Annotated in this window: 6 protein-coding genes; 4 read left to right on the plus strand and 2 right to left on the minus strand. The window is 42.4% G+C overall.

Going from position 1 to position 14,210, the window contains the following annotated elements; translation table 11 throughout:
- A partial coding sequence (locus A3712_RS24195) for a T1SS-143 repeat domain-containing protein (RefSeq protein ID WP_063525265.1) occupies window positions 1-8,023 on the minus strand: 8,023 nt, incomplete at its 3' end.
- A gap of 251 nt (window positions 8,024-8,274) precedes the next feature.
- Between A3712_RS24195 and A3712_RS24200 the strand changes: the two genes are divergently transcribed.
- Window positions 8,275-10,122 carry a M3 family metallopeptidase gene (locus A3712_RS24200; RefSeq protein ID WP_063525266.1) on the plus strand — a complete coding sequence of 616 codons (1,848 nt, stop codon included), beginning with the start codon at window positions 8,275-8,277 and terminating at the stop codon, window positions 10,120-10,122.
- Window positions 10,123-10,306: 184 nt separating this feature from the next.
- Here A3712_RS24200 and A3712_RS24205 read toward each other — a convergent pair whose 3' ends face one another.
- Window positions 10,307-11,140 carry a regulatory protein RecX gene (locus A3712_RS24205; protein WP_063525267.1) on the minus strand — a complete coding sequence of 278 codons (834 nt, stop codon included), beginning with the start codon at window positions 11,138-11,140 and terminating at the stop codon, window positions 10,307-10,309.
- A 366-nt stretch (window positions 11,141-11,506) separates the two neighbouring features.
- Between A3712_RS24205 and A3712_RS24210 the strand changes: the two genes are divergently transcribed.
- The 3 genes from A3712_RS24210 to A3712_RS24220 all read left to right on the plus strand — a co-directional run bounded on the left by A3712_RS24210 (window position 11,507) and on the right by A3712_RS24220 (window position 13,796).
- Window positions 11,507-11,755 (plus strand): hypothetical protein, encoded by a 249-nt coding sequence (locus A3712_RS24210; RefSeq protein WP_004737787.1) that lies wholly within the window; start codon window positions 11,507-11,509, stop codon window positions 11,753-11,755.
- 796 nt (window positions 11,756-12,551) lie between these two features.
- On the plus strand, window positions 12,552-12,950 hold the full coding sequence (locus A3712_RS24215) for a hypothetical protein (RefSeq protein WP_063525268.1): 399 nt from the start codon (window positions 12,552-12,554) through the stop codon (window positions 12,948-12,950).
- A gap of 102 nt (window positions 12,951-13,052) precedes the next feature.
- Entirely contained in the window at window positions 13,053-13,796 is a 744-nt protein-coding gene (locus A3712_RS24220; RefSeq protein ID WP_004737785.1) for a GlcG/HbpS family heme-binding protein, read from the plus strand.
- Window positions 13,797-14,210 lie beyond the last annotated feature (414 nt).

The following is a 14,210-nucleotide window of genomic DNA, read 5'->3' on the forward strand; positions in this document are numbered from 1 at the left end:
GGTTCACACCAACGGTAAAGTCAGATTCGGTATAGCGGATTTCAGTGGTGCCGATTTCTTGAGTGATTGCCTCAAGTACCAGATTCATATCACCACTGAAATCTCTTGGCGGCATAATCACTAAGTTATCCAACTGGCTTGGATCTAATTGCCACTCATAGGTAGGGTTTCCATTGAACGTGCCGCCATCTGCGCCATTGTTTGGAACCAACTCATAAGAGTCTCCCACTTTTATCGCAACCACGGCACCTTCAGGTACACCTTTTAATGCCAAAGACATGTTCTCAGAGCCATCCTGGTCAATGAGCTCTGCACTGAGTGAGGACAATGAAATGTAAGTGTCTTCATCACCGATAATGTCTTGTGTGACCAAATTAGCCTCATCCGCGACTGGCTCAACCGTGATAGTCACAACCGTGGTTTTATCTTGCGTATCGGTTTCAGTGACACAATCCGCTTCATCAGTAATATTGGCTGTCACAGTCAGGGTTATCTCACCACTGTAATGTTCGGGAGGCGTGACTAACACATCGCTCAATCGGCTAGGGTCTGTAACCGTCCATGTACCGTTACCATTATCAACCAACAAACCTGTATCTGAAGGACTTTCAGACAGCGTACCGCCGTTTGATACCGTGATGGTCAAAGAATTAACGGTCTCTTTACCAGTCGCACTATTACCCTCACCAGTGATTAGCTGACCGTCTTCGACACTGTCACTTAACACAAGCTCGAGATTAAGGTCTGTCGCTGTGTCTTCTTGAATTGTCGTGGAGTCAGCTTCCACCGTAATGTCATCAACAACAGGTAGAACTTGAATACTAATTGTCTGCTCTGTGGTGACGGTTTGACCGTTACACGGCGAGGTTTCAATGGTCTCTATCGTAAAGTCGATACAACCAGCAAAGTCTTCATCCAATCCGGTTAGGGTTAGCTTTGACAAGCCATCAGCAGTTATCGAGTAACCAACAATTTCACCTGATGCATCGTATTCTGCAATCACACCATCACCAGAAATCTCTACGCCTTCTGGTAGTGAATCTGCTGGAATATAGAAAGAATTTTCGTTGTCAGGTTCACTCGCTACATCGGTATTTAGCAAGCCCGTTAAGTCGATATCTTCACCTTCGGGAGTCTTAATCTCTCCATCAGGTTGGATTGGGCTAGGTGGTCCCACAGGGTCACAAGAGCCTCCACCGCCATCATGTCCGGTGATCTGAATTTGAAATGAGGTATTAATGTACTTCGAGTCTTCGCCATCAATAACTCGAGCTCGAACAACGATATCTAAAACTGGTGTATCATTCGGGCTAGAGATTGTCATACCACTCAGGATTTCTTGAGCCAGTTCTTGAATAGAATCACTCGTCAGCCCATTGGCCGAAATAATCCAGTTCCCTGAACCGTCTTGGGCTGAACCATTAGGATGATCGATAATCAAAGAATAGCCATCAGGCACGTCGATCAAGATATAATCTAAGTACTCTGAACCATCGATATCAGCATCCACAAAAGTGACTGCGTCCGATACATTAACTGGAGAGCCATCATCGCTGATGTATATTTGCCCAGAACTTTCTAAACGAGTATCTAATTCAACTCTCGCATCGACAGTGACACTGATTGTGCCTGAAATGTCTTTTACATCCGTTGCCCCTGTTGGCGAAGTGTCAGTCACTTCATAGGTAATTGGTATTGTGAACGTGCCACTCAAATCTTCGGTTGCGGTTACCGATAATCTGCCACTGTTTAAAAGCTCTGAAAGTGTTGGCGTTGTACTATCTAATAGGCTCTGTAAATCTAAACCTGAAGCAGGCACTTCAATCACACTGCCATCAAAGTAAAGAGTCAGCTCAGCAGGAAGACTGTCAATCACATATCCTGTCAAGGACTCACTGCCGTCTACATCCTGATTCACCGATGGCTCTAGGTTCAAACCTATTTGGCTGTCTTCGATGCCTTGACTGCTAACGACTTGACCATCTTCTTGATCAACGACAGGTGCTAGCTCGACCTTTAAGGTCATCGGAAATTCACCCGAATCACCATCAGGTTCCGTTGAGATAGCAATGACTGTAATCTCTAATTCACCACTGAAGTCAGGTACTGGCTTGAGGTACAAGTCATTGAGTTGAGCATTAGAAACTTGGAAGACTGGCCCTGTAATATCATCAATGTACGCAATCGTCAGCGATACTGGCTTTCCCGAAGCATCCACCAGCAAAGTGCCTTCAGGGATGTTAGTAAGCAGTATGTTCATCTCTTCTGAAACATCGTCGTCCGAAGTTTGGACCACAAAATCCAGTCGAATTAAACCATCTTCGTTAAGCACCGATTGATTGCTGATAACTTTAGTTTCGCTATCGTATTCCCAGTGTGCGTTGCCCCCGTCTACAACGATCGGCTCATCTACCACACCTTTAAGAAAAATATTGATGGTTTTAGTGTCGCTAACCGCCGTCACATTAATAGGCGCTAGCGAGTCAATCGTCGATTCATAAGAGACGGCCGTTACCTTAATGTATAGGTCTTCTGTAAATGAACTGATGTCTTCTTTTGGTATTAGATAAGCAGTACCGTTCTCGATCGCTTCAGCGGATACCAGGTATGTGTTGGGACCAATTAGATCAAATAACCCACCTTGAATTGACCAACCGTCTTGTACTTCAATTTGATAGCTTAAGGACTCGGAACCATCGGTATCAGTCAGCGCACCACTGATTACGTTCTTCAGGAAAATGTTCTCATCTTCGAGACCTTTGTAATCTTTGAGGGATAGAATTGGTTTATCCGCATCAGGAGAAATCTCTACGATGACAGTATGAACATTATCAGCCGTTTTATCGGCAGGGTCAGCGAAGGAGTTTCCGGATTCAGTGGCAATCGCAGTAATTTCAAATTCAAATCGACCCGCTAAGTTTTCATCAGCTCTGATTTCCATTTTGTCGATTTGATTCTGAGTGTACTCCTTCCCCTCTTTAACGGCATTTCCGTTCAAGGTGATATTCAGACCATCTGGAATACCACTTATCGTATAAGTTAGTGTTTCCGACGAATCTTGGTCAACGAGTTGAGCGGTAATATCAAGCTTGATAGGGTCAGCGTCATCTTCTACAGATTGATAGGTGAAGACCGAGTCAGACCAATCAGGTGCGTCAGCTACAGGCAAAACAGAAACCGAAATATCGGCGGTGAGCTCTTTTGGTACCGTGCCGGTACTAATGATAGCATTGATTGCCAATATAACCGTCGACGTAGTATTGGATTCATGAAGCGCAGGGCGATAGGTTAACTGCCCATTCGGCCCCGTAAACTGACTATCAATCATCGTCAGTTGGCTTCCAGATAAGGTGACCTTGCCATCAACAACTTGAAGCAATACCCCATCAAGATACAAGCTACCGCCATTTAATGATACTTCGGAGAACTCGATAGCGGTAACGGTTTCACTTTGGTCAATATCACCGGTTGAAACACTAACGACAATTATTGCATCGTTATCTTCCGTGGTTTCTGAGTCTTCATAACGAATGAAACCTTCGTTATCGTCCAAGACAAGCTCTGCGTTACTGGTGACTTCATCGCCATCCGCATCTCGCACCAAATAATCAATGTCATCAACGATCTTTGGATCAACTGGATTAGTCGTTACGTTAGGATTCGTAGTGAGTTGGTAGCTACCATCAGGTGAAAGCGTAAACTGTCCGTAAGTCGACCCACCATCATAATCATTAATCAGGTTGATCGTGATTGGCGTGACTGCGTTATCAAACGTATAAGTGACATTGCGATAAGTGAAGCTAATGATTTCTGCACCGTCGGCGCCTGCGAATTCTTCGGTTAAGAATTGCCCAGTAAGGTTATCACCCTCAACCATTTCAATAGACCCATCTCGAGCAGTCGGCACATCATCTTTTACGTTGACGGAATAAGTAGCAGGATCTGAGCTGTCTCCATCCGCATCGTTCACCACTAACTCAAAATTAAGAGCTAAGTTATTCTCACCATTATTACCATATGCATGATCTAGTGGCGCATAGAGATCAAATTCAGTGGTCCCGTCAGTATTAAAGCGAATCCTAAATACGTTATTGGCGTCAGTGTCTTGCCCGTAATACCAACCATCAGAATCAACAGCTTGAAGAGAGATCGCTTTCCCAGCGCTAGTGTAGCTTAGTGCATCAAATGCAGCGGTGTTAACAGTGACAGAGACAACATCATCAGAGCCCTCAATAATACCCAAAGATGGGCTGCTATCTTCTACTCCAACTTGCTGACCATCCCCTAACAAGCCATCTTCATCAACTGAGATGCTTCCAGTCACCGAGATTTCAGGATCTTTACCGTCATAGATTTTTATATCAGACGCTTGCGTGTCTCTCGAGCCATCGGAGTCAATGGTGACGATAGAAGCAGGAATCGTCAGCTCCGTGTCTTTAGAACCAGAGCCATGATCAACGGACTGATAAAGCTCAATAACGACATCAACGTTTGTGGAACCATTGGCTTCAAGGCTGAAGCTATCTGGTAATTTGATTCTGAAAACAGCATCGCCATTACCAAGAACCGCATCAAAGGTACCATTACCATTATCACGCCAAGTCAGCGCTTCACCATTGCTGGTGACTGCTACACCATCGCTATCAAGAACAGCTTGGTCCGTGGTCACATCCAAACCTAAGAAAACCAGCGGGTCATTACCTGCGGTAACGGCTAAGCTCACCTTTGCTGTTGACCCAACTCCCGATTGAGTACTATCAGCAACAGGAATTTCACTCAATTCAACCATTCCAGAACCAATCGTGGGCTCGCCGCCATCAGTCACTAATACATTCAGGGTTAACTTGGTTTCATCGTTGTCATCATCTCTGGCGGTAACAACGAATGGAAGTTCATCTGTAATGTTATCTTGGTCGAGTCCCTTAAAGAGTTCAAAGGTATAAGTAACATCACTATCTGCTTCACCTGAAGGAGAGGTAAAGCTCAGGGTGAATGCTTTATTGTCAGCACTTTCAGAACCAACGTAGCCAATAAGTTCACTTCCATCCGCAGAGACCACATAAATGATCTGTACACCGCCACTAAATAACTGCGGCTGATCTGCAGAATCGAAAAATACGGACTCGACAAAGTCACTCCCGACGTTGAGATTAAACATACCAGTATCAGAAACACTACCATTAATAAGATCAGATTCGTCCACAACAGCATTGCTAGTTGAAGTTAGCATCGGATCGACCCCATCCTGGATAATCCAATCAAACTGTCCTTGTTCTAAAGCAGTACCATCTAAGTCTTCTCCATCAATGATAAGCGGCAGGGTAATAGAATCGTTGCTGATCAGGTGGTTTACAGGCTGCTCTAGGACTAATGTGACATCTGCGAGAACATCAATACCACTAGCAACTGCACTCAACGTTAGTGTGAATATCGTTTCACCATTTGCTTGTGCGGCCATCGTTTTACCATCATTGGCTAACGTGTAAGTTAGAGGAAACTCCTCGTCGCCAGTCGTGAAGCCCAAAGCGTCTAGCTGCACAAGGGTATTGGCATTAAATACAATCGAGGCGGGATCTGGATTGTCTGAACCTGCGGAAACAGTAAACTGACCTACTACAGTTTGGACTCCATCAGATATGTCACCTTCCGTACTGGTCGTTGTTCCATCTACCACTAATCCCGGATCACCATCGAAAATATCGATAACCGCGGTGCCATTTCCGAAGTCGTTACTGCTATCGCCAGCGACATAGTTGAAAGTGATGTTTTGAGCTACTGTGTGATCTAAGTTTCTGTTGGCGACAAACGTCCAGTGACCATTTGCAAAGACGGTTAAAACACCTTCATCAAGAGTAAATGAAACTGGAGCGCTGCCTGATATTGTTTGTGTCGCCCCATCAACTTCAACGCTTCTTATAGTTAACTGGGTATCAAGATCGATGTCGTTATTGAGTACATTGCCAGATACCACTTCACCTTCAATAACTTCATAAGATTCATCAAAAATGAGTGGTTCAGAATCTTTAATAACAATAGGTAGGTGGCCAATAACGAGCTCTGTAGTGCCGTCCGCATCCGTTTGTAAACCCTCAATAACCAGCGCGGTCTGAATTGAATCTAAACCAGCCTCTTGGTCGATCGCCCTATAGAAGTTGAGGTTTACGTTACTCCCGGAAATAGCCGCATCGAAGACAACCTGACCATCGCTTCGTGTTCCAACCAAGCTTTGCTTGTCAGCCGATAAGGCGACAGTGATCGTTAAGCCTTGAGAGGTTAATGACTCAGCTAGACTTTGATCATCACCAAATGAGAAGTCTGCAAAGTCAATACGGATATCGGATGTTTGTGTTTCGTCGCCAAAAATACCGATGATATTTTCCGAAAACAACACAGACTCAGGAAGAATAATCGTTGGCATGTCATCGATGGCTTCATTGCCAACTGTATTGAAAACTTTTGCGTCAATCGTCCATTCCGCAGAAGAATCAAGGGCAGAAATATCAATATTCTCCACTAACCAGTTACCCGAGGAATCAACAATGCCTTCAAAAACTAGGGTCTGAGTTACATCGCTTACTTCAATGTAAACTGGCAACCCTTCAGCAACATTGGTTGTACCCTGCATGGTGGTAAGTTGGCCACTACGAAATGCCAAAATACTAAAACCATCTAGCGTATCAATATCAATAACAGGCGAAACGGTATCAATAACAATGACCCCTGAACTATTTACTGCACTCGCTGGGTTACCAGCGATATCAATAGTGTCAGCCTCTATGGTAATACTGCCATCTGCAAAGCTCGTTAAATCGACGCCTTCGACAGACCAGGCACCATTCACAACCGTTGCCGTTAGAACGATCACGTTGGTGATGCTATCTGAAATTCTGATGTTGACCGTTTGGCCATCCTCAACATTTTGTACAGTACCGAAAAATTTAGCAGATTGGATTTCGAAACTGTTGAGAACACCATCCCCGCCATCATCAACACTTGCAGTGATACTCGCTAACGTATCTTTGATTATGGTGTCAGTCGCTGTGGTTGGGTTTCCGGCAATATCGATGGTGTCAGCAACAACCGTCAACTCCCCTTCCGAAAAACTTGAGTAGTCTTGTAGAGTGAGAGTCCATGTACCACCCGATACGCTCGTTGTGTATTCTCGGGTGAGACCTTGGTTGTCGGTAATAGAAATGCTTATCGTCTGACCATCTTCAACATTGGCAACGGTGCCGACTAGCGCTCCGTTGGCAATTTCGAACTGGTTGTAAAAATTATCACCAAAACCATCAAAATCAACATCAATTGTGGCTAGGGTGTCTTTGATTGTAGAGTCATTAGCGGCAATGCTATTGCCAAACTCATCAGCAATCACCGCATCGACCTTAAGATCCCCCTCAGCCAATGAAGAGAGATCAACGCCGTTTACCACATAGGTTTCATCGCTTGTCGTTGCCGTTGTGGTTACCGTATTACCATTAATGTCAGTGATCGTTAGAATCACGGTACGCCCGTCTCGAACATCAACAGCGGTCCCCATTATCGTGACTGAAGGTACTTCGAACTGGTTTTCATACCCATCACCACCATCTAAAATATCAACGGTTAATGCAGCACTCGGGAAAAGTATGTCGAGGTTGCTTCCATTCGATGTTGTGTCATCTTCAAAGTATTCTGTTGGTCGAGTATCAAAACCGGCTTCTGCCAGAGTTTCATCTAATGTCGAGCGAACGTAAGCAATAAAAGAGGCGCTAGCGCTAGGTTGGTCGTTTAAAGCACTCGGCTGTTCTGGCGAGCTTTCAATGTTGTTTACAAGCTGTGTCACAACCTTTTCCAACTGTTGTTCTACAGCTTCTATTTGTGGTTCTGTCAGAGGTTGACTCTGGTCCAAGCTCTGAGGTTCAATACTCACAACTTGAACACCATCGACCTTCGCTTGCGCAGCAGGTAATGGCAGCCAAGTACCATCAGGAAATACCTGCCAAATTACCCCGCCAACCTCGATATATAAAATAGGATCCATCCTAAACCTCTTCCTTACAAACGCTGACGTTGAGGGCGTCAATACACTCAACAAAAGACTAAAAAGTCAGCAGAAACACTGTAACCAACACTAGAAAACAACAAATCTATAACATTTAATTAACTACCATTGATGCGCTGTAAAGTAAACCGATATGCTGTGATTTTCATTCAGTTATATTTAACGTCACAAAATACATTTAGTGAATGTGTCATAATGTTGAAATAACTGGTTAATTTTCAAGGAATGTCATGACGGCAACGAACTACCTCAACCAACTGAATCACAAGTATCTTGCAACTCACAAAACCAAAGAAGACTTCTTTTGGGATACCTACATGGGCATCAGTGACGATCATGATGGTTCAACCCTCGCTCAAACTCAGTGGACCGAGTTTCTAAGCTCTGCTGAACAAATAAAGGCTATCGAAGCCCAACTAAAGACCGTCGACCAAATTCAAGATCCTCAAGAAAAAGAGAGCACCTTAACCGGGCTAAATGGTTGGTTAGCTACGTTCAAATCGCATGCTATTGAATCGCAGAATTCACAAGCGCTAAAGGCAGACCTCATCAAGTTTGAAGGGGAACTGTTTGAGAAAAAGCAAAACCACGTAATGACTTACGTAAATGAAGCGGGACAAGAAACAGAAGGCTCGCTTCCTGTCCTAGGTTCAGCGGTGAGAAGTAACAGTAGTGAGCAAGTTAGGCGTTCAGCACACCAAGCCTTATTGGGGCTAGAACAATGGCTACTTGTGAACGGCTTTATTGAACTCATCAAAAAACGTAATAAGTTTGCCCAGTCTCTAGGGTTCAAAACGTTTTTCGATTATTCCGTCGTAAAAACGGAGCAGATGACCACTGAGCAACTGTTTACGATTTTGGACGACTTTGAGGCGCGTACCCGAGAGAGTCACCAAAAAAGTCTCACCAACTTGGCTGCGCAAAAGGGTCAAGGGGCCCTCGAAGGCCATAACTTCACCTACTCTTTTGCTGGTGACGTGATGAATGACCTCGACCCTTACGTCCCTTTCTCAAAGTCATTGAGACGCTGGGTTGAATCTTTTGGGCGATTAAATATCGAATATTCTCAAGCCATACTGAAGTTGGATCTGCTTGATCGCAAAGGCAAGTACCCAAATGGTTTTTGTCATGGACCTATTCCTTCGTTCTATGACCAAGACACTTGGGTGCCAGCTCAAGTCAACTTCACAAGTAACGCTAAGCCCGATCAAATCGGCAGCGGCTATGATGGAATCAACACTCTGTTTCATGAGGGCGGGCACGCGGCACACTTTGCCAACGTCAAAATGAATGCACCGTGTTTCTCTCAAGAGTTTGCACCGACCTCAATGGCTTACGCAGAAACTCAGTCTATGTTCTGCGATAGCCTATTAAATGATGCCGATTGGCTAAAACAATACGCAATCAATAATGATGGTCAGCCGGTACCTAATGAGCTCATTAAAGCAATGATTGATAGCAAGCAGCCATTCAGAGCCTACCAAGAACGCAGTATTCTTGTGGTGCCTTACTTTGAACGGGCGTTGTATGAGATGACTGATGAAGATCTTACGCCTGAGAACATCACGGAGCTCGCTCGTCGTAGCGAAAAAAACATACTCGGTTTGGATTGCAGCCCACGTCCATTAATGGCGATCCCGCATCTGTTGTCAGACGAGGCCTCTTGCGCATATCAAGGTTACTTGCTGGCTCACATGGCTGTGTATCAAACGCGAGCTTACTTTACTGACAAGTTTGGTTACTTAACAGATAACCCTGAGATCGGCCCTTTATTGGCTAAGCACTATTGGTATAAAGGCAATAGTGTTAATCACAATGGAACAATAGAAAGCCTGACTGGAGAGGGTTTCAATGCCAAATACCTTGCTGATGAGTGTAACTTAACACCAGATCAAGCATGGGCAATTGAAGAGAAAAAGATCAAACAACTGGCTTCTCGTGAACGTGCACAAATCACCGATTTAAATGCGAAAATATCGATCGTCGACGGCGCAACTGAATTAGCGAATAATGAAGAGTCGAATGAACAAATGTGTGATGATTTTGAGCGTTTTATTGTTAAAAAATACGGACGATAACGAACGTTCACTATCACTCGTTGATTAAACCTTAGAAAGTAAAAAGGACGATATCAATCGTCCTTTTGTTTACTCGCCAATAAGAAGCAGTAGAAAATTAATCCAATTTACTTTACGCCGAAGTCTGCAAGCACCAGAACACAGATTGATAATTCTATTTATCTTGTTTTCCGCTACTCATCAGTTACTCTTTGCCTTCACTTAACGCGAACTTTATCTCATCCGATGAAAAACCTTTACGACAGAGCATCGCATAAGCCTTGGAGCGCTCTTTATGGTCATTAAGATCGTAAGACTTTTTCTGTAATTGTTCTAAACAAGACGAGTAGAAGTCCAGTTGCTCTTCGTTGATTAATCGGTCGATTAACGCTGATAACTCGCTGGTGTCGATTTGTCGCTGTTTCAGCTCTTGCTGAATGGCAGTCAACCCCTTCCCTTTTCGCGCGTATTTCAACACCTCTTTCTCCAAATCAGCCTTCTCGGCCTTGATCTGAAGATTACTCTTGAGCTTATGGGCTTGCGGATGCTGATCGATAGCAACCTTGATTTGTTGATAGCTGAAGCCACGTTTTTGCAGTGTCGCTACAAGCTTTTCACGGCTCATGGTAAAGCCTGAATAGTAATGATTGATTCGATCGATCAAGAGTACTTGTTCATCGATGTTTTTATCGGCAGATACCTTATGAATCGCATCCGAAATGACCGAATCGGTTAGCCCTTTCTTTTTCAACTTCTCAATGATGTATCGCGAGCCAAATTCACCAAAGAAGGCTTGCTCAACAAATTGCTCTGCAAAATCCTGATCTGACTTTAGATAGCCGTAACCTTTCAAGTTCCTTAAGGTTTCGTCAATCCAATCTTGATTGTCCGTTTTCACTTTCAGTTTCGCAGTCAACTCGCTCTCAGTCATATCCCTCTGAGTTAAATGCCACATGGCAGAGTTCATGACGCTTTCAATTCGTCGCGCTTTTCTTACCGTTGCTTTTTTAGTATCCGGGTTTTGCTGTGAATCATCCATTCAATTTCAACTATCAAGATTAAGCCTGCCCCATGATAACGTAATTCTGAGTCGGGCGTTGTAAAATCAAAGAATGAACCTTAAGCTAAAAAAGTAAGCTTAGATGGTTGTCTTGCTTTATAACACCAACTTCATCACAACTCCTATCATCATCAAAAACAACACAACTCAGATTAAAATAGATGACATTACAGTGGGTAAAATAACCTCTGTGTTTCGAATTAAATAAACACCAGCTCGTAACCAATGTTGATAGTTCCAATCCATCGCCATTATCTGTAAAGTACTACCCCAATAACAAACCTAAGTAATCCAGGCCCTAAGCACATACAGTTAAGCGCCTTAGTCCCAGTAAGAGAATGAAAAATGAATAACGAACTTGATGTAATTAAAACGCTTGAAGAACTCGAGCAATTCCTTATTGCAGTAGAAGCTGGTGGTTTAGGCCTAGAAGGCGTTGAAGGCGTTGGTATGGCGACCAATAACTCTGACGGTCGTCACTTTGTTGCTGTATTCAATAGCAGTCACCAAGTCCTACTTGCTCGTTGGATCACTGACGAAGTTTTTGAAAATGGAAAAGACTTGGTACGTAATGGCTCACGTCGAAGTCACTAGCATGACTAATAAAAGTTTGAGAATTATCTCCCTCTAACGTCGTAAACATAACTTAAAGAGGCCCAATCAAGTCACAGGCAATGATTGGGCTTGCTTTCAACATAGTTTGTTACAAGCTATGATTGCGAGACTATGTTTGGATGAGACTATCGGACCCAAGCTATTTTTCAATTTCGACCAGCTTTATTTTGTAGAGTTTCACGCATTACATTAATGCTAAATGAACAGAATCTATCCTTTTTAGCTAACCTCTCTTAAAATCATATCAATTCACTAATAAATCAGAGGCGACGGTAAATGATTTTAATCGAACTTTTAAAATATAACACACTCTATTATATAGATATTTATAATTTATTAAAACAATTGTAAATATCACCCCGCAAAATAATTAAAAATACATTCTATATCAACAACACGATAGGTTTTTATTTTCTTTATAATCCAAACAAGGTTAATGATGTGTCGATAAAAAGAACAGCTACCGGTAAATAAAAGTACTATCACATTTCGACAATGTTGTTTGTTTAATAATATTAAGAGTTGAACAAGATCTTGGTTCATTACCTGACATAACTACCCGTATAGAAATATTCACTAGAAGTTTACTACGTTACTCTTATTTTTACTTTATTGTAATAGTCATTTACTTTTTATCCTATTGTTTATATTGCTAATAATGAGAATATAAAAATGTTGATTGTCTATAGGCATTAACAGTTAGTAGTAATCATTTGCTATTAATTTTCACATTAACTGGCTAATAGCTCTAGTCTCAAAATAAAATGGAAATAATATGAAGACATTAACTGAGAAACCTGGTATCTCCCTGATAAAGTCTGGCTCTTTTAATCTTAATGATCTAAGTAAACTACTTAATGTCGAAGGGTTACAAAGTGATATGGCTGAAGTTACCGTGACAAACAAAGCTGCACCATTAACAATTGGTCATTTTGTAATGTCTCCCGGCGAAGAATTTGAGTATTTTTATGATTCAGTCGAGTATAAAGTAGTAACAAAAGGTAAAATCGTTATTCGCGATATAGAAGGCAATAAGTACGTTGCTGAAGTTGGTGACGTTATTATTTTTTCAGCCGATGTTAAAGTCATATTTGATGGAGAAAGCAATGGAGAGGCTATATATACTGCACACCGAAAAGCTGATGTAGACTTTCTACCAAAGAATAAAATCTAATTTCTCAAGTAACCAAAAAGTCCGTTTCTAAACTTTCGACTAATTAAAAGTTTGAGAATATTAAAATAAAGAATATTGGTAATAGAATTTAAGGAAGAAATAATGAAGAAGCGATTTATTGCATTTTTATTATCTAGCTCAGCTTTTTATACACAAGCTAACACATGCGATAACTTACCTAACTATCAAGAGCTAACCAGAGCCTTAAAAAGTGTAGTCGCAACTACTAGCCATGAGGCAAATGGAGGCTTGGAGTTAAATATGTGGGGAACCATAGTAGCAAGGGATGGTAGTGTTTGCGTTGTAACTAAAACAGGAGAAAACTTTGGCGACCAATGGCCAGGTAGCCGTGTGATCTCAGCACAGAAAGCAAATACAGCCAATGCCTTTAGCCTACCGGAGCTATCGCTATCCACAGCAAACCTCTGGAAAGCCACACAACCAGGAGGGAGTTTATTTGGCTTACAGTTCAGTAACCCTGTAAACTCAAAACTAGCATTTAAAGGAAAATCTAAATATTTCGGTCAAAAAAACGATCCAATGGTTAGTCACCGAATCGGTGGTCTAAATGTCTTTGGCGGTGGCCTCGCTCTGTATAACAATCAAGGTGAAATCATAGGTGGATTAGGGGTAAGTGGTGACACCTCATGTGCAGATCATAATATCGCTTGGAAAACTCGTCACGCTCTCAAATTAGACTATGTTCCTAAAGGGGTTTCTAATACTGGTGATGACAATATTATCTATGATATCGATAATGGGTTTTCTCATGTCAATTGTGGAAATGGTGAACAGCAAATAGCTGATAACTTGCCTAATAGTTTCCCTCTATCTAAGAGAAAATAAAATAAACTAGGCCTGGGGCGCCCTTAAGTACCTCAGGACCTACACTGCCTAGAATTATTGAAGTTCTTTTTATGGGATAGGCTTTGCCCTGCGGTGACGGACTGCATAAAGTCTACTAGCTAAGTGTTCCAGAATATCGGAAATTCAATACATTATGAATGCTAAAAGCTCTTCACTAGCTCTAATTCTTTGAAAGGCCTCGTTATAAGTTTAACCTTTCTAATCAGGCCCTCAGCAAATGTTTCCAAACTCTTGGATAGGACTTTCAATAACATCGTAAAATGAATATTTCAAAAAAACAAAATTATGATGAACTTAACTCTAATCGCGGTGCCCTAACATTTAGGTTTGGTGATAGTACACCTGTGGGCTTTGACAGTTTTATGACTTGTAGCACGAAGCAAAGTTACCTAA

It is taken from the genome of Vibrio sp. HI00D65, assembly GCF_001635455.1.
GTDB lineage: Bacteria > Pseudomonadota > Gammaproteobacteria > Enterobacterales > Vibrionaceae > Vibrio.